16 protein-coding genes and 1 rRNA gene are annotated in these 18,320 nt (G+C 36.5%); 13 read left to right on the top strand and 4 right to left on the bottom strand.

What is annotated here, in order from left to right; translation table 11 throughout:
- Positions 1 to 32: 32 nt before the first annotated feature.
- Positions 33 to 965 (bottom strand): hypothetical protein, encoded by a 933-nt coding sequence (locus ACM39_RS11960; protein WP_048511286.1) that lies wholly within the window; start codon positions 963 to 965, stop codon positions 33 to 35.
- A 197-nt stretch (positions 966 to 1,162) separates the two neighbouring features.
- On the opposite strand from ACM39_RS11960, the gene ACM39_RS11965 reads away from it, so the two are divergent.
- From ACM39_RS11965 to ACM39_RS11985, 5 genes are all read left to right on the top strand, one after another.
- Positions 1,163 to 1,603, top strand: a complete 441-nt coding sequence (locus ACM39_RS11965) for a GreA/GreB family elongation factor (RefSeq protein WP_048511287.1) — start codon at positions 1,163 to 1,165, stop codon at positions 1,601 to 1,603.
- A 281-nt stretch (positions 1,604 to 1,884) separates the two neighbouring features.
- On the top strand, positions 1,885 to 2,679 hold the full coding sequence (locus ACM39_RS11970; RefSeq protein ID WP_048511288.1) for a thymidylate synthase: 795 nt from the start codon (positions 1,885 to 1,887) through the stop codon (positions 2,677 to 2,679).
- Between the two features lie 95 nt (positions 2,680 to 2,774).
- Positions 2,775 to 3,005: a hypothetical protein gene (locus ACM39_RS11975; protein WP_048511289.1), complete on the top strand. Its 231-nt coding sequence runs from the start codon at positions 2,775 to 2,777 to the stop codon at positions 3,003 to 3,005.
- On the top strand, positions 3,005 to 5,518 hold the full coding sequence (locus ACM39_RS11980; RefSeq protein ID WP_048511290.1) for a M1 family metallopeptidase: 2,514 nt from the start codon (positions 3,005 to 3,007) through the stop codon (positions 5,516 to 5,518). Before ACM39_RS11975 ends, ACM39_RS11980 begins: the two co-directional genes overlap by 1 nt.
- A gap of 135 nt (positions 5,519 to 5,653) precedes the next feature.
- Complete coding sequence (locus tag ACM39_RS11985) at positions 5,654 to 6,982, top strand: hydroxymethylglutaryl-CoA synthase family protein (protein ID WP_048511291.1); 1,329 nt, start codon at positions 5,654 to 5,656, stop codon at positions 6,980 to 6,982.
- Positions 6,983 to 7,027: 45 nt separating this feature from the next.
- Here the strand turns inward: ACM39_RS11985 and ACM39_RS11990 are convergent, their stop codons facing one another.
- On the bottom strand, positions 7,028 to 7,951 hold the full coding sequence (locus tag ACM39_RS11990) for an AraC family transcriptional regulator (RefSeq protein WP_048511292.1): 924 nt from the start codon (positions 7,949 to 7,951) through the stop codon (positions 7,028 to 7,030).
- Positions 7,952 to 8,132: 181 nt separating this feature from the next.
- Here ACM39_RS11990 and ACM39_RS11995 point away from each other — a divergent pair, with 181 nt between their 5' ends.
- The 3 genes from ACM39_RS11995 to ACM39_RS12005 all read left to right on the top strand — a co-directional run bounded on the left by ACM39_RS11995 (position 8,133) and on the right by ACM39_RS12005 (position 11,440).
- Complete coding sequence (locus ACM39_RS11995; RefSeq protein WP_048511293.1) at positions 8,133 to 9,662, top strand: aldehyde dehydrogenase family protein; 1,530 nt, start codon at positions 8,133 to 8,135, stop codon at positions 9,660 to 9,662.
- A gap of 214 nt (positions 9,663 to 9,876) precedes the next feature.
- A complete protein-coding gene (adhP, locus tag ACM39_RS12000; RefSeq protein ID WP_048511294.1) occupies positions 9,877 to 10,914 on the top strand; it encodes an alcohol dehydrogenase AdhP in 1,038 nt (345 codons plus the stop codon).
- 142 nt (positions 10,915 to 11,056) lie between these two features.
- Complete coding sequence (locus tag ACM39_RS12005) at positions 11,057 to 11,440, top strand: DUF779 domain-containing protein (protein ID WP_048511295.1); 384 nt, start codon at positions 11,057 to 11,059, stop codon at positions 11,438 to 11,440.
- 80 nt (positions 11,441 to 11,520) lie between these two features.
- Here ACM39_RS12005 and ACM39_RS12010 read toward each other — a convergent pair whose 3' ends face one another.
- A complete protein-coding gene (locus ACM39_RS12010) occupies positions 11,521 to 12,720 on the bottom strand; it encodes a dicarboxylate/amino acid:cation symporter (protein WP_048511296.1) in 1,200 nt (399 codons plus the stop codon).
- Positions 12,721 to 12,815: 95 nt separating this feature from the next.
- Between ACM39_RS12010 and ACM39_RS12015 the strand changes: the two genes are divergently transcribed.
- From ACM39_RS12015 to ACM39_RS12025, 3 genes are read left to right on the top strand one after another with little or no spacing between them, the layout of a single operon-like run.
- Complete coding sequence (locus ACM39_RS12015) at positions 12,816 to 13,733, top strand: DnaJ C-terminal domain-containing protein (RefSeq protein WP_048511297.1); 918 nt, start codon at positions 12,816 to 12,818, stop codon at positions 13,731 to 13,733.
- A 3-nt stretch (positions 13,734 to 13,736) separates the two neighbouring features.
- Positions 13,737 to 14,039, top strand: a complete 303-nt coding sequence (locus ACM39_RS12020; RefSeq protein ID WP_048511298.1) for a chaperone modulator CbpM — start codon at positions 13,737 to 13,739, stop codon at positions 14,037 to 14,039.
- Between the two features lie 33 nt (positions 14,040 to 14,072).
- Positions 14,073 to 14,600 carry a YcxB family protein gene (locus tag ACM39_RS12025; RefSeq protein ID WP_048511299.1) on the top strand — a complete coding sequence of 176 codons (528 nt, stop codon included), beginning with the start codon at positions 14,073 to 14,075 and terminating at the stop codon, positions 14,598 to 14,600.
- A 50-nt stretch (positions 14,601 to 14,650) separates the two neighbouring features.
- Here the strand turns inward: ACM39_RS12025 and ACM39_RS12030 are convergent, their stop codons facing one another.
- Positions 14,651 to 15,634 carry a PLP-dependent cysteine synthase family protein gene (locus ACM39_RS12030; RefSeq protein ID WP_048511474.1) on the bottom strand — a complete coding sequence of 328 codons (984 nt, stop codon included), beginning with the start codon at positions 15,632 to 15,634 and terminating at the stop codon, positions 14,651 to 14,653.
- Between the two features lie 117 nt (positions 15,635 to 15,751).
- Here ACM39_RS12030 and ACM39_RS19220 point away from each other — a divergent pair, with 117 nt between their 5' ends.
- Together ACM39_RS19220 and ACM39_RS12035 are read left to right on the top strand one after the other, a co-directional pair.
- Complete coding sequence (locus ACM39_RS19220; protein WP_165585117.1) at positions 15,752 to 15,901, top strand: hypothetical protein; 150 nt, start codon at positions 15,752 to 15,754, stop codon at positions 15,899 to 15,901.
- 881 nt (positions 15,902 to 16,782) lie between these two features.
- A 16S ribosomal RNA gene (locus ACM39_RS12035) occupies positions 16,783 to 18,299 on the top strand.
- The last annotated feature ends 21 nt before the right edge of the window (positions 18,300 to 18,320 follow it).

An 18,320-nucleotide genomic window follows, 5' to 3' on the forward strand; every position in this document is an offset into this window, starting at 1 on the left:
CGCTTTTTCACAAATTGTAATAATATAAAAGGTTACAATGCCTGTAATTTTACATTATCAATAACCCAAAGTTCTGCAGCTGCATTATTTCTTACCCCAATTCTTAGTTTCAATTGACTTGAATTAGGAATTTCTGTCACAGATAACTCCGTTATTGCTTGAGCTCCGGTAAAAGTAATTCCCGAACCTGTATTGGTATTGGGTGAGGTTACAGTAATTCCTGATGATGAATACGTGTTTGTACCTGTTCCCGACCCTGAAAATGACCATCTTGTGTTGGTTGCACTCGAAGAATTACCTCCCGTGAGGGTAAGTTTAGTGTTATAATTAGCACCGCCATCTATACTTACATCTACTGTGATGATATCGTTATTTTCCATCCCATTAGCTGTGCTTCCTATAGAAAATGCGGCAATATCGAAGCTGAATGTAATATTATTGGTATAGGATGACGCATCAACAGTATTAAATTCTATATAGGAAGTCGTAGCGCTGCTATTGTTGCTGGAATATCCGTAGCCTCTTATTCCTTCAGAAAATAACGAAGAAGAAGCCGGAGCATCAGAGGTTGTAGTTGATCCTGATGTGAAATTAAAACCTGAAGGTGAAAATCCCGACGTTGTATAGTTTACAGAATCACCCGTTTCAAACCCTTGTGAGAAAATAATTCCTGTTTGAGATGAGCCATTGCTTGCATTACCTTCAAATCCTAAGTTTTGCCACTTTGCTCCATCCCAGCCAAAAAATATTTTCTTTTCTTTATCAAAAACAATTAATCCTTCACTTGCCGTGCTCGAAAGAGAAGTTACAGCGGCTGTTGTTAATCTGGGGACAATTAGCCCTTTTGTGTCTGAGTTTACATCCAATGCAGCAGAAGAGTTTGGAGTGTCCGTGTTGATGCCAACCTGTGAGAAGGCAGAAGAATACATTAAAACTAATGTAAATAGAGATAATTTTTTTGTCATGTTGTTTTTTTATTAAAAGTCTGACTAAAATATATAAATTGTTCTATTTTTATATTAAATAATTATCAAATATTATTATGTTTTGTTGAGTATATAATAGTATGAATTGTTTGTTTTTATATAATAATAAAATTTTGTAGTAAAAAATTATAGATTATATTAAATTTGATATATTTTTGTTCTAATTTAAAGGAGGAATGGATAAATCAGGTATTTTAGAAATTATTAAAAGTAAACTTGCAGAAAAAATTCAAAACTTTGAAAATTTAATAGCTGAAACCAGAGCATCAAATAATGATACCAAAAGTTCGATGGGTGATAAATATGAAACCGGACGTGAGATGCTCCAGCAGGAGATCAACAATTTGCAGCGACAGCTTAATGAAACTTTAAATCAGCAAAGTATTATTCAGAAAATTACGGTCGAGCCATTATCGAAAGTTCAAAACGGAACATTGGTAAAAACTAATAAAGGATTATTTTACATTTCGGCGCCGGTAGGAGAAATAATTTTTGATCATCAGAAAATCATGACTATTTCTGTAGAATCGCCTTTGGCGAAAGCTATGTTTGGCAAGAAAAAAGAAGAAACATTTATGATTAATAATATTCAGCAAACAATTGAAAATATTTGGTAATTAACCCTTTATTAAAATGAAAATTAAAAATATGCTTCCGGTTGTTTTTCTGTTAGATAAAGATATTCAAAAGGTATGATAGTTGTGTTACGATATTTAATTCATTTGAATATTAATTTTTGAAAAATCTTCATTTATGACAAGTAGTTATAAAAGGTTGTAAGGCTATGTAATAGAAATTATATCTTCAGATAAAAAAAGCATGCGTAAAATGGATGCTTTTTTTGATACGTTTTCGAATTAGATTCTTTAAATTTGGACCATAAAAATCGCTTTTCAAAATGCAAAATTACTTAGATCTTTTACAATATATTTTAGATAACGGAACAGACAAAACAGATAGAACAGGAACAGGGACAAGAAGTGTTTTCGGGTATCAGCTGAGATATGATTTGTCGAAAGGTTTTCCTTTGGTTACAACTAAAAAAGTGCATTTGAAATCAATTATTTATGAATTGCTTTGGTTTTTAAAAGGAGATACAAATATTACATATTTAAAAGATAACGGAGTTTCAATCTGGGACGAATGGGCAGATGAAAATGGTGATTTAGGCCCTGTTTACGGAGCACAGTGGAGAAGCTGGAACGGTAAAGACGGAAAAGTAGTAGACCAAATTTCAGAAGTAATTGAGCAAATCAAAAAAAATCCGGATTCCAGAAGATTGATTGTTTCTGCGTGGAATGTTGCTGAAATACCAAATATGGCCTTGGCGCCTTGTCATGCTTTGTTCCAGTTTTATGTAGCAGACGGAAAGTTGTCACTTCAGTTATACCAGAGGAGTGCAGATGTTTTCCTGGGAGTTCCGTTTAATATTGCAAGCTACGCGTTATTATTGATGATGGTTGCACAGGTATGTGATTTGGAAGTTGGTGATTATGTCCACAGTTTTGGTGATGTTCATATTTATAATAATCATTTTGAGCAGGTGAATAAACAACTTTCAAGACAGACAAGGCCTCTTCCGGCAATGAAGCTGAATCCTGAGATTAAAAACATTTTTGATTTTAATTTTGAAGATTTTACATTAGAAAACTATGATCCGCATCCGGGAATTAAAGCGCCTGTAGCGATTTAAAAATAATAGTTTGAAATATAGGAAGTGAAGCAGGAAAACTCTTCACTTTTTTTGTAACTTTTACATTAAACTTCCTACCTATTTGCTATATAATTATGAAATCACTTAAAATTAATATAGAAGAAAACGCTGATATCGAAAAAATAAAAGAATTATTACTTCAGGTAAAAGGTATCAGCTCCATAGAAATTATTGACGATGAAAATCCCGAAAGCGAACTGAAAAAAGCTTTTAACAAAACTAAAGAACAGTTTAAAAAAGGGGATTACGAAACGGTAGTCAATGATATTTTCGATATATTAACAAAAAATAATCCTAAAAAATAATGAAAAAGGCCATTTTATCAATTGCTTTATTAGGCGGAATTTTCTTTTCTGTAAATCTTTCTGCACAGACAGAAACATCTGGAAGAGAAAAAGTTTACAGAGCTACTCATACAAAAGTGACGGAACTGAAACACACAAAGCTGAAAGTAAACTTTGACTATCAGAAGGAACAGATGAACGGGGAAGAATGGTTGACTGCCTCACCTTACTTTTATCCTACCAACGAATTGATGCTTGATGCAAAGGGAATGCTTATTCATGAGGTTGCTTTAGAAAATAATGGTAAAAAATCTCCTTTAAAGTATGATTATAAAGATGATATTCTAAAAATAGCTTTAGATAAAACATATCAGAAAAACCAAGATTATACAGTCTATATTAAATATACATCCCGTCCGAATGAAGTAAAACAACAAGGAAGTGCGGCGATTAATGATGCAAAAGGTTTATATTTCATTAATGCTCAAGGGAAAGATCCTGATATGCCGACTCAAATCTGGACTCAGGGCGAAACAGAATCTTCGTCTGCCTGGTTTCCGACAATTGATAAGCCAAACCAAAAATCTACTCAGGAAATTTATATGACAGTTCCTGATAAATATGTGACACTTTCAAATGGTATTCTAAAAGATTCTCAAAAGGAATCAAATGGTTTGAGAACAGATCATTGGATAATGGATAAGAGACATTCTACCTATCTTTTCTTCATGGGAGTAGGTGAATATGCTATTGTAAAAGACAAATGGAAAAATATTCCCGTAGATTATTATATTGAAAAGGAATACGAACCGTATGCAAAGCAGATTTATGGAAATACTCCTGAAATGATCGAGTTTTTCTCTAAAAAAATGGGTTACGATTATCCTTGGGCAAAATATGCACAGATTTCAGGAAGGGAATATGTAAGTGGTGCTATGGAAAACACGACTGCAACACTACACGGAAGCGATATTTTGCAAAAGCCGGGACAATTAATCGACGAAAATAAGTGGGAAGATACCATTGCTCACGAATTATTCCATCATTGGTTTGGAGACTTGGTAACGGCAGAAAGCTGGAGCAATCTTACAGTAAATGAATCTTTTGCCAACTATTCGGAATATCTTTGGAACGAATATAAATACGGTAAAGATCAGGCAGATTATCATCAGATGGAAGATGTAAATATGTATCTTCATAATCCTTCTGATTTTAAGAAAAATCTGGTGAGGTTTGGATATGATTCACGTGAAGATGTTTTTGATTTGGTAACCTATCAAAAGGGTGGAGGAATTCTTCATATGTTGAGAAATTATTTGGGTGATGATGCTTTCTTTGCAGGAATGAATGATTATTTGAAAACAAATGAATATCAAAATGCTGAAGCTCATCAATTGAGATTATCATTTGAAAAAGTTTCAGGAAAAGATTTAAACTGGTTCTTTAATCAATGGTATTTCGGAAGCGGAAACCCAAAAATCAATTATTCATATACTTTTGAGCCTGTAAAAAAACAGATTGCAGTCACCATTAGCCAAACTCAGGAACAACCCTTCGAGTTTCCTTTGGCAATCGATGTTTATGATAACGGAAAACCGAAAAGATATAATGTCTGGGTAAAAGCTGAAAGTACAAATACTTTCAATTTTGATGTTTCTAAAAATGCAGATTTGGTAAACATCAATGCAGATGGAGTGTTGGTCGCTGATATTACGGATACAAAAACTCCCGAGCAATATCTGATGCAGTTTATAGGTTCAAAAGAATTTAAAAGCAGATACAACGCATTAAACGGAATAAAAGATCAGGTTGGAAAGAGCCCTGCTGCTACAAAATTATTGGCTGCAGCTTTGAAAGATCCTTATTTCAGGGTTAGAACGAAAGCATTAAATTTAATGGATTTGACGAATGCTGAGCAGTTTAAAGCTTTAGGTACAGAAGTTGAAAAACTAGCTTCAAATGATCCTAAAACATTGGTTCAGGCTGCTGCGATTTCAGCTTTAGCAAAAACAAAAGACAAAAAATACCTTCCGATTTTTGAAAAAGGAGTCAATGCGGTTTCAAATTCAGTGAAAGGAAATTCAGTAGGTGCAATTCTTGCCATTGATCCCTCAAAAGCTAATACTTTAGGAGATAAAATGGATTTGGATGGAGCTTCAGATACTTTAATCGAGCAGATGTTACCAATTGTTGTAAAGAATAAAGTGACCTCACAAATGGCAAATATTGCTCAGTTTGCGGCATTTTACCCTTTTATTAAATTCCAAAATCCGGAACTGGGGAAAACTTCTGAGGAAGGATATAACTGGATTATGTCTTCAGATAATCTGAAAGCAACGGAAAATATTACAAAAGTTTTAGTACATTCAAAAGGGCAAATGGGCGATAATCCTCAGGTAAAAATGATGATTTCCCAAATGTTGAAAGATGGGCTGAGCAAGAAAATGGAACTGTTGAAACAGAACCCGCAAAATGCAGCAAGTATCAATAAACAAATTGATGCTATCAACAAAGCAATCGAAGATTTTAAATAAATTTCAAAAAAGCACTTCAATATGAGGTGCTTTTTTATTTTAGAGAATTAAAGTTAAATATTTTTAAAAATTAGATAATATTCCTCACTGATTAAACGTTTACATTTTTTAAATTCGTATAAAAATTAAAACAGTATGACTTTTGGAATTGAAGCGGCAAGCTATTATGTACCTTCATTATATTTGGAAATTAGGGATTTAGCAGAAAAAAGAGGAATTGAACCTGCAAAACTGGAAAAAGGCTTGGGTTTACATAAAATGGGCTTTCCTGATGTACATGAGGATGCAGCGACTTTTGCAGCAGAAGCTTTATTAAAGCTGGTTACTGATTATAATCTCAATCCAAAAGAAATATCAAGAATTTATCTGGGAACAGAAAGTGCGCTGGATGCGGCAAAACCTACGGCTTCTTACGCTGTGCAGATGGTTGAAAAATTATTGGAGGCTGAATTCGGAGACAGATGTTTCAAAAACTGCGATGTTGTAGATATGACTTTTGCCTGTATCGGAGCGGTGGATGCGCTTCATAATTCCCTGGATTTTGTAAGGGTAAATCCTGATAAAAAAGCGGTTGTCATTGCAAGTGATTACGCAAAATACGAACTGGCTTCTTCAGGAGAATATACACAAGGTGGTGGTGCCGTTGCTGTTTTGATTTCTTCAAAACCTGACTTAATGGAAATTGAAAATAACTGGGGTATCGCCACAGAGAGTGTTTTTGATTTTTTTAAGCCAAGACGCTATTTCAAAAAAGAAAATTTGACAAATGCCCCTGAAAATTTTCCTGAAAAAATTGAAGTTTTTACGGATGAACCTGTTTTTGACGGGCAATATTCAAATCAGTGCTATCAGGACAGAATCCGGGAGGCTTATAATCATTACAAAGAAATTACAGGAAAAAATAAACCTTCTGAAACTTGGAAATATCTTATTTTCCATCTTCCTTATGCCTTTCACGGGAAAAGAGTTTTTACTGAAATTTACAGCATGGAAAATGGGCTTTCTTACAAGACTCCTGAAGAGCAGAAATCGGTCGCAAAATCTGAAGATTATACTCAATTCATCAATAATAAAATCGAAAAGTCGCAAAGAGCATCTTCAGAAATCGGAAATATGTACACAGCTTCAATTTTCATGGCTTTACTTTCTGCATTACAGACTTCCTTTAATGAAAATGAAGAGCTGGCAGGGCAGGAAATTGGATTTTTTGGCTACGGAAGCGGCTCGAAATCAAAAGTTTTTGCCGGAAAAATTTCAGAAAACTGGAAAAATGTTGCAGCAAAATGGGATTTGTTTGAAGGTTTAAAAAACAGAACTGCAATTGATTTTGAAACTTATGAAAAACTTCACAGAAGACAACTGGAAAATTCGGTTAATAAAAATTATAAAGGCTTTGGGTTACATTCTGTAGAACTGGAAAATCAGGTTTTGAAAGGAGCAAGATATTATGTTTATCAGGGATAAATCAATAATAAATTGTAAAAACATCTCGATTTGAGGTGTTTTTTTTTATTCTAAAAACAAAACTTTATCCTGGTAACTTTTCGGTGTTACCCCGACCAGCTGCTTAAACACTCGAGTAAAATAATTAGCATCTGAAAAACCGGTCTGATAAGCCGTTTCCTTAATGCTGTTCTGATTTGCCAATAGTTCTTTTGCCCGATTGATTCTTTCCTGTAAAATAAATTCATTTGGGGAAGTTCCCAATTCGTCCCTAAACATTTTAAAGAAATTTGACTTGCTTACATAAGCCAGTTTTGCAATACTGTCAATAGATAGTTTCTGATGGAGATTTTTTTTGATATAATCGACTGCAAATCCTATTCTTGACTTATTTTTAGCGATATTTTTTTCCACCATACTTCTTGCCTGGGTCTGCATCAGTCGGATTAAAAGTTCTTTCAAGGCAAAATCCGCCATAATATCCTTTTGGGAATTGTCATCCATGGCGATTCTCATAATATTGTTGGTGGCAGAAGCCAGTGATTTATTGTTAAAAAGAAAATATTCATCGAGTTGAATATTCCATTGAGAAGTTTCGTCAACTTTTGGGAGATGATAATTTAAATGATTTAAAGAATTTTCTATAAATTCAGGGTTCAGGCTCAAAGAAATACATTGTGAAGGAGTTTCGTCAGCTTCCGGAAAATCAATAACCATTGTTTCTCCTGGTGATACCAAAACACTTTCCCCGGGAAAATAATCGAAATACGGGGTTTTATTTTCCAGCTTCATATGTTTTTTTCCACGAAGCATTGCCGTAAATGCAATAGTTTCAAAATGTAATTTTACCCCAAAAGCAGCCTGATGGGTTTCATAGATACTGAATTCACAATTGTTTAGACTGAATTTTGTCTGGTTTTCAATTAGGCTCAAAAGCTGATTTTCCTTCTTTAATTCAGGAGTTTTTAATAAAAAAATATTATCATTCATTTCTAAACATTTTTTGTTGCCTGTTTACTCAAATATAGAAAATTATAAACTTACGTAACTGTTAATAAAATAATAAAATTTGCAGTCTGCACGATTTTGAAGTTTTTTTGTACGATTGTGCTATATGAATATTATAGGTAAGTGTAATTTGGTAGGAAATAAAAATTAAAATTATACTAATATGAGCACTATTACAGAACAAAAATCAGGAACAACTTTACAGTGGCCTGAATTTAAAAGCAAATATGATAATTATATTGACGGGAAGTTTACAGCACCGGTAAACGGACAGTATTTTGACGTTGTTTCTCCGATTGATGGAAAAAATTTCACGCAGGCGGCACATTCATCCAAAGAAGATCTGGAATTGGCTGTTAATGCTGCAGACAAAGCATTCCAGACCTGGAAGAATACTTCATCGACGGAAAGGAGTATCATTTTAAATAAAATTGCTGACAGGATTGAGCAGAATTTAGAATATTTAGCAACGGTTGAAACCATTGACAATGGTAAAGCAGTAAGAGAAACATTAGCAGCAGATTTACCTTTGGCAATTGATCATTTCAGGTATTTTGCTTCAGTAATCCGTGCTGATGAAGGCTCTCATAATGAATTAGATAAAGATACGGTTTCTTTAATTGTTCATGAGCCGCTTGGAGTCATTGCACAAATTATACCATGGAATTTTCCTTTATTAATGGCAATCTGGAAATTAGCTCCGGCTTTAGCTGCGGGGAACTGTGTGGTTTTGAAACCGGCAGAGAGCACACCTATTTCTATTATGGTTTTAATGGAAACTATCGGGGATTTGCTTCCTGACGGAGTAGTGAATATTGTTAACGGTTTCGGGGCAGAATTGGGCAGAGCGTTGGTTACGAATCCAAAAGTTGCAAAAGCAGCATTCACCGGTTCTACAGCAACAGGGCGTTTGGTTATGCAGTACGCAACAGAAAATATCATTCCTGTGACATTGGAACTGGGTGGGAAATCTCCAAATGTTTTCTTCAGTTCAGTAATGGATGCAGATGATGAATTTTTAGATAAAGCCATTGAAGGTGCCGTTCTTTTCGCTCTAAACCAGGGGGAAATTTGTACTTGTCCGTCGAGATTACTGGTTCAGGAAGATATTGCAGACGCTTTCATCGAAAAAGTTATTGAAAGAGTAAAAGCCATCAAAGTAGGAAATCCATTGGATAAAACAGTAATGATGGGAGCTCAGGCATCGAAGATCCAAAAAGATAAAATTCTCTCTTATATTAAACTGGGAAAAGAAGAAGGAGCAGAAGTGCTTGTGGGAGGAGATGTAAACAATCTAGGAGAAGGACTTGAAAATGGCTATTATATTCAGCCGACGATTTTCAAAGGAAACAACAGGATGAGAATCTTCCAGGAAGAAATTTTCGGACCTGTTTTGGCGTTCACAACATTCAAGGACGAAGAAGAGGCTGTTAAAATTGCAAACGATACGATTTACGGATTAGGAGCAGGTGTCTGGACGAGAGATGCACACCAGTTATATAACATTCCGCGCCATATTCAGGCGGGTAGGGTTTGGGTAAATCAGTACCATTCTTATCCTGCAGGGGCACCTTTCGGAGGCTATAAACAATCGGGAATCGGTAGGGAAAACCACAAAATGATGCTTGACCACTACCGTCAGACCAAAAATATGTTGATTTCTTACAACAAAAACAAACTAGGTTTCTTTTAATTTTAAATATTAGGGCGTGCCCGTTTGCCTCAGCTTAGGCTGAGGCAAAACGGTCGGGCTATTTCAGAGCTCTCCACTTCGTTTCGGTGCGTTCTTCACCGCCCTTCTTACCTACCTCTCACGTGAAACAGCTCCGTCCTTATCTGAACTAGTCAGATGAGCAGGAAATTTATATCTGAAATTCAAACTAAAACTAATTCAAAAAAATCAAAATATGATTCCAAAAACAATGAAAGCCGCAGTTGTCCAAGGTTATGGACAACCGTTAAAAATAGAAGAAGTTCCGGTAAAAGTTCCCGGAAGGTACGAAGTATTGGTAAAAGTCATTGCCTGCGGAGTTTGCCATACGGATTTACATGCTGTTGATGGAGACTGGCCGGCGAAACCTAAAATGCCATTAATTCCCGGTCACGAAGGTGTAGGAATTGTAGTTGCCTGCGGTCCCGAAGCTTATGTAAAAGAAGGTGATGCAGTCGGAGTTCCATGGCTGTATTCCGCGTGTGGATGCTGTGATTATTGTATTACAGGCTGGGAAACGCTTTGTGAGGCACAGAAAAATGGAGGATATAGTGTAGATGGAGGTTTCGCAGAGTATGTGATTGCAGATTCAAGATATGTCGGGCATTTGAAATCGGATGTCAACTTTCTAGAAATTGCTCCTATTCTTTGTGCCGGAGTAACAGTTTATAAAGGTTTAAAAGAAACCGAAACAAAACCGGGAGAATGGGTTGCTATCTCAGGAATAGGAGGATTAGGACATGTGGCGGTGCAGTATGCAAAAGCAATGGGAATGCATGTTGCAGCGATTGATGTTGCGGATGATAAATTAGAATTAGCGAAAAAACTGGGAGCAGATTTGGTAGTCAATGCAAAAAACACAGATCCTGGAGAATATTTACATAAAGAAGTAGGCGGAATGCATGGCGCATTGATTACGGCTGTTTCTCCAATTGCTTTCAAACAGGGAATTGATGTCTTAAGAAGAAAAGGAACTATTGCCTTAAACGGACTCCCTCCCGGTTCTTTTGAATTACCGATTTTTGAAACGGTTTTAAAAAGAATCACGGTAAGAGGTTCCATTGTGGGAACAAGAAAAGACCTTCAGGAAGCACTGGATTTTGCTAATGAAGGCTTGGTAAAAGCAACTGTAACCGCTGCAAAACTGGAAGATATCAATGATGTTTTTGATAAAATGAAAAAAGGGCAGATTGATGGCAGAATCGTTCTCGATATTGCCGGAAGTGCAAGCTAAATTATGATGAGTTTTATAAGATTCGGCGAAATTTATTTCGCCGAACTTTTTTTAACTTTATAAAAGAAAAAACGATTTAGGATACGGAAGCGTTAAGAACCCCGAAGAGGTTCGCCGATTTAAATAAAAAAATAAAAAAATTATGCAAACTAAAATATCAAGACTCTCAGCAACAGAAAAAGCTTTGGAAGTAATTTGGGAGTTAGAAAAAAAATATGGTGAGCTTATGTTTTACCAAGCCGGAGGTTGCTGTGAGGGAACCCAGCCGCAATGTTTCGAAAAAGGAGGTTTTTTCCCAAGAATGAATGATGCCATGATTGGAACCATCAACGGCCACGAATTCTGGATTGATCGTGATTTGTTTGAATACTGGAAATATTCACATTTTACATTAGATGTTGTCAACGGGTTCGGACCGGGTGGATTTTCCTTGGAAACACCTTTAGGAAAGACATTTAAGGTAAATTATAAGCTTTTCACTCCTGAAGAACTCGAAAATTTAGAACCTGTAAAACGGAGTGAATAAATCTGCTCAAACAGCCAAGTCTGCGAGATAAAAGCAATTTACATAAATTTGTGAGAATCTGATAATTATTCAAATAAAAATCAGACTTTCACAAAACGATTTACAAACATCGAAGCCACTAATTGCCCAACTGCATTTAAAACTGTTGCCAATGGATCAACCAACGTCCCGATAATCATCACCGCGGGAATTGCTTCCTGAGGTAATTTATAAACCGAAATCATCAACATTTCACCAATATATCCACCATTAGGAATTCCACCTGCAACGATACTCACAAAAACTGTGATGCCTAAAGCCAATAAAAGATTGGTTGGTTCAAAAAAATCCCTTCCGATAATTAAAAAAGCTACATAAATTTTAATAATTGAAGACATGGAAGAACCATTTTTATGTAGAGTTGTCCCAATCGGAATCACAATATTCGAAATCTGACTTGGAATACCGATTTTTGATGCAGCCTGCAAATTTGCAGGCATGGTTGCAAAACTGCTACAGGTACTCAAAGCTGTCAATGTGGGATAAATAGCATTCGTCCAAAAACTTTTTACTCCATTCTGTCCTTTTGCCATAAAAGCATACAGTGAAAAAAATACGAAAAAGTAAACAATTCCCGCAATATAATATAATCCTAAAGGTTTAGCATAAAATCCAAAAAGTTGAGGTCCTAAGGTCGCCACCTGATAGGCAAAATATGCTCCTAAACCAATAGGAGCAACTTTCATGATTAACAAAAGCAATTCCTTCATCACTTCATATCCCGAAGCTATAAACATTCTGAAAGATTGCCCTTTTTCCCCCGATTTTCTGGCAGAAAATCCTGTCATAAAAGCAAAAATCAAAAGAGCCAGCATATTCTGTCTTGAGAAAAGCTGGGTAAATTCTCCCACCGTGAAAAATCCTACAATCCTGTTTCCCCAGCTGTCATTATTCGCTGCTTCTTCTACAATTTCCTTACTTCCTGAAACTCCTGAAACCGGGAAAAAATAAACTGCACAAATCGTAAAAATGGCAGCTGTCAGAATAAAAAACAGAAAGGTAAAAGCCATCGTTATCATAATTTTCCCAAACTTTGATTGCTGCTCTAATGATGCAATCGAATTGGAAACGGCAAAAAATACCAGCGGAACTACACTCACGAAAAGCAAGTTCAGGAAAATATCTCCTAAAGGTTTTAGATAATCGACGATATCTGGTGCGACAATTCCGATGATGCTTCCAACAGTGATTCCTAATAGTAAAAATATGATTCCCGAGTAGTTTTTTAAAACCTCTTTCATGTGGTGCTTTTTACTCAAAGATAGGCTTATTTTTAACATTCCGTTATATTAATTTCATGGATAAAATTCTTAAATTTGGGTAAACAATCGTTTCTATGGCTTATATAGATTACTATAAAATTTTAGGTGTAGATAAAAACGCAACGCAGGATGATATTAAAAAAGCTTACCGAAAATTAGCAAGAAAACTGCATCCCGATCTGAATCCCGGTGATAAAGAAGCTGAACGAAAATTCAAAGAGCTGAACGAAGCGAATGAAGTTCTCAGTAACCCTGAAAACCGTGGGAAATATGACAAATACGGTGAAAACTGGAAACATGGTGAGGAATATGAAAAAGCTCAACAGCAGCAGAGACAATATCAGAGTCAGGGTGGAAATTTTGGGGACGGATTTTCTGGTGCTGATTTTGGGGAAGGCGAGGATTTTTCAGATTTTTTCCAAAGTATGTTTGGTGGGGCAGGAAGTGGTTTCGGAAGAAGTTCGAGAGGAAGTGCTTCTGGGAAATTTAAAGGGCAAGATGTTCATGCAGAATTAAATTTAAATTTGAAAGATGCTGCCACAACGCATCCGCAGACTTTTGAAATTAACGGTAAAAAAGTCAGAATTACGATTCCTGCGGGAGTTTATGATGGTCAGCAGATTAAATTGAAAGGTCATGGTAATCCGGGTTTTAATAATGGACCGAATGGAGATTTATATATTACGTTTAATATTCCGGCGGATCCAAATTTTGAAAGAATTGGTGATGATCTAAAAACAAAAGTTACTATTGATCTGTACACTGCAGTTTTAGGAGGTGATGTAAAAGTGAATACGTTGGATGGAAGTGTAAACCTCAAAGTAAAACCCGAAACTCAAAACGGAATGACGGTAAGATTAAAAGGAAAAGGTTTTCCTGTCTACAAAAAAGAGGGGCAATTTGGTGATTTATTTGTGACATTTGAAGTGAAATTACCAACAAATCTTACCGAGAAACAGAAAGAACTTTTTCAACAACTTAAAAATTCCTAAGCTATGAGTGAAAGAATATCACGAGAAGAACTCGTAAAAATATATAATATTGAAGTCACTTTTTTTGATGAATTGGTGGATTCCGGATTGCTGGATATTCAGACAGAAAATGAAACCTGCTACCTGATGTATGAGGATTTGCCGTCTTTTGAAAGGTTTACAAACTGGCATTATGACTTGGAAATCAATCTTCCTGGTTTGGAGGTTATTCATAATATGTTGAAGAAAATGGAGGGTTTAAAACAGAAAAACAGAGAGCTGATGAGCAAACTTTCTGCAATTAGTAATAAATATGAAGATATTTAATTTAGTTTTGTATGGTTAAAACAAATTAAATTTATGAGTGAACAAAAGGTTATTGTTTTAAAACCTAAAAGAGAGGACTTCGAGGCAATATATTTTAGCGGAAATCAAGGAAGTTTATTTTTTTCATCAAATACAAGAGGGAAAACTGTTACTACTATTGTCGTAGGATTGATTCTGGGAATTTTATTTTGTTTTAAAAGTGATTTAAGCAAAGAAAAATTTGGGATTTTATATTTTGTAAGTTTTTTGTTTTTACTTTGTGCTGTTTATCTTTCTTTGGGTATTAATAAAGTTTCAAAATGGAAAAAACAGGTCAGGCAATATCTAACTAAACTTGAAAACTGTAACATTTATGAAATTACATTTGATAATAACTTTTTTACTGTAAACATTGACAATGAAAAAGAGACCAGCGAATGGAAAGATTTTCAATATTTCGACAGTAATGAAAAGTATATTACTCTTGAAGGAAAATATAATTATATGTTTCCCAAGAAATCGATGAGTGAAAAAGATTATAGCACACTTAAACAAGTATTAAAGAAAAATATCGAACAATAAAAAAACTCAGAGCATAGCGCTCTGAGTTTTTTATAAAGTAAGGATAAACTTTAATCCAGCCAACCCATTTCTTTCATCCAGTCATCATTGTAAATTTTCCCTACATACCTTGAGCCATGATCGTGAAGAAGAACTACAATCACATCATCTTCTGTAAACTGAGCTTTCATCTGAACTAAAGAAGCAATCGCGCTTCCCGCAGAATATCCACAGAAAATTCCTTCTTCCTTTGCCAGTTTCCTAGCATAAATAGCACCGTCTTTATCAGTTACTTTTTCAAAGTGATCAATGATTGACATATCATAATTTTCAGGGATGATATCTTCACCAATTCCTTCTGTAATATACGTATAAGCATGATCGTAATGAAGTTCACCTGTCTCATGGAATTCCTTCAAAATAGAACCGTATGTATCAACTCCAATTACTTTTATATTAGGATTTTTCTCCTTGAAAAACATTCCGCAACCTGTAATTGTACCTCCTGTTCCGGCTCCAACTACAAAATGAGTAAGTTGCCCTTCCGTTTGTTCCCAGATTTCAGGAGCTGTAGATTCGTAATGAGCTGCCCTGTTTGATAAATTATCGTATTGATTTACATACCATCCGTTTTCTGTTTCAGTCGCCAGCCTTTTAGAAACTGAATAATAGGAACGTGGATCAGTTGGTTTTACATCTGTAGGACAAACAATTACTTCTGCACCTACGGCACGAAGAATATCACATTTTTCTTTTGACTGTTTAGAATTGGTTACGAAAATACATTTATAACCTTTGATAATTGCTGCAAGAGCCAAACCCATTCCTGTGTTTCCTGAAGTACCTTCAATAATAGTACCTCCCGGCTTTAGTCTGCCATCTTTTTCGGCGTCTTCTATCATTTTAAGAGCCATTCTGTCTTTTACGGAGTTTCCAGGGTTGAAAGTCTCCACTTTTGCTAAAACTAATGCAGGGAAATCTTCACCCAAAACTTTGTTAAGCTTTACGAGAGGCGTATTTCCGATAGTTTCAAGAATATTTTTTGCGTATTTCATAAATGTTTTATAAGCCCCGCAAAGATACATTTTTCAAATGAGTTATCTGATTGAGTTGAGATAAATTCAGTTAAGATTAGCTATACAACGCCATTGGTGAATAGTGAGTTACAAATCATGAATTTACTATCATATTCAGGAAGATATCATTATATTACTCATCTTCACACGGCATTTGATAAGCATGTGTTTCCCGCACGACTTATTCCTCAGGCTATGGCTTCCCACTCTGCACCCCTTTTTCTCCAGCATCCTTTTGCGGGGTAAGCGTTTCTATCGGGTCTAGTGTATATAATATAAATAACAGTTCCTGAGTATAAAATTTTCCAGCGTTTATTATTGACTTCATCAAATTTCCTATTTTCGACAGAAATCCGACGTGATTGAAACATTAATTCCTTCAACGTAAAGTCCTTTGCTCCCTTTAAAAATTCAAAGAATTTTTAAAGGGAGCAAAGGAGAACATATTAATACGCTTATGATACATTATATTAAATTGCGAGCCTTCCAACTGTTCTATTGCATCGGGAGCAAAGGATATCATGAGGAGCAAAACTCCTTTCCGGGCTCGATTAAAAACGGTCCGAATAAAAATCTGCTCATTGTGGATAAGTATTGTTTATATTTTAAGTTTTGGTCTATCAGTATTTTAGGGTTTTATTTTCCCACAATTTTAAATTTTATGTTAAGTGAATTTGGAAGTAAAGGTAAAGATGTCATACTTTTGCCCCACTTAAAACGGAATACTTTTGAGTAAGCGCAGAAGAGTTTTCAATAAAGCGGAGTATTATTTTCTATTTACGGGATACTAATTGAGTAAACTTTCCTATATTTTTTAATAAATAAAAGTTGCGGGGGTTTAATTTTTTTGTATCTTTGCAGTCCCAATAAAAGGGGGGCAGGAGTAGAAAGGCATTGATTTGGATAAAGGTTTCAGGGTTATTAAAAAAAACTTTAAAATTTCTTTAAAAAACATTTGGCCGGAATGAAATAAATACTTACTTTTGCACACGCAAATCAGCATAAGCTAAACGACAGAAATAAGCAGCTGAGGAAGCGGAAGAACGAAGTTCATTGACATACAATATAACAACCAAGTAAGGAAAAACTAAAGCGTAAAAAAAACTTTGAGTGAGTCAGACAAACATACAATGGAGAGTTTGATCCTGGCTCAGGATGAACGCTAGCGGGAGGCCTAACACATGCAAGCCGAGCGGTATTTGTTCTTCGGGACAGAGAGAGCGGCGTACGGGTGCGGAACACGTGTGCAACCTGCCTTTATCAGGGGGATAGCCTTTCGAAAGGAAGATTAATACCCCATAATATTTAGAATGGCATCATTTTAAATTGAAAACTCCGGTGGATAAAGATGGGCACGCGCAAGATTAGATAGTTGGTGAGGTAACGGCTCACCAAGTCAGTGATCTTTAGGGGGCCTGAGAGGGTGATCCCCCACACTGGTACTGAGACACGGACCAGACTCCTACGGGAGGCAGCAGTGAGGAATATTGGACAATGGGTTAGCGCCTGATCCAGCCATCCCGCGTGAAGGACGACGGCCCTATGGGTTGTAAACTTCTTTTGTACAGGGATAAACCTACTCTCGTGAGAGTAGCTGAAGGTACTGTACGAATAAGCACCGGCTAACTCCGTGCCAGCAGCCGCGGTAATACGGAGGGTGCAAGCGTTATCCGGATTTATTGGGTTTAAAGGGTCCGTAGGCGGGCCTGTAAGTCAGTGGTGAAATCTCATAGCTTAACTATGAAACTGCCATTGATACTGCAGGTCTTGAGTAAGGTAGAAGTAGCTGGAATAAGTAGTGTAGCGGTGAAATGCATAGATATTACTTAGAACACCAATTGCGAAGGCAGGTTACTATGTCTTAACTGACGCTGATGGACGAAAGCGTGGGGAGCGAACAGGATTAGATACCCTGGTAGTCCACGCCGTAAACGATGCTAACTCGTTTTTGGGTTTTCGGATTCAGAGACTAAGCGAAAGTGATAAGTTAGCCACCTGGGGAGTACGTTCGCAAGAATGAAACTCAAAGGAATTGACGGGGGCCCGCACAAGCGGTGGATTATGTGGTTTAATTCGATGATACGCGAGGAACCTTACCAAGGCTTAAATGGGAATTGACAGGCTTAGAAATAGGCTTTTCTTCGGACAATTTTCAAGGTGCTGCATGGTTGTCGTCAGCTCGTGCCGTGAGGTGTTAGGTTAAGTCCTGCAACGAGCGCAACCCCTGTCACTAGTTGCCATCATTAAGTTGGGGACTCTAGTGAGACTGCCTACGCAAGTAGAGAGGAAGGTGGGGATGACGTCAAATCATCACGGCCCTTACGCCTTGGGCCACACACGTAATACAATGGCCGGTACAGAGGGCAGCTACCTAGCGATAGGATGCAAATCTCGAAAGCCGGTCTCAGTTCGGATTGGAGTCTGCAACTCGACTCTATGAAGCTGGAATCGCTAGTAATCGCGCATCAGCCATGGCGCGGTGAATACGTTCCCGGGCCTTGTACACACCGCCCGTCAAGCCATGGAAGTCTGGGGTACCTGAAGTCGGTGACCGTAACAGGAGCTGCCTAGGGTAAAACAGGTAACTAGGGCTAAGTCGTAACAAGGTAGCCGTACCGGAAGGTGCGGCTGGAACATCTCATTTTAGAGCGTCCTTAGACGTTAA

It is taken from the genome of Chryseobacterium sp. FH2 (assembly GCF_001045455.1).
Lineage (GTDB): Bacteria > Bacteroidota > Bacteroidia > Flavobacteriales > Weeksellaceae > Chryseobacterium.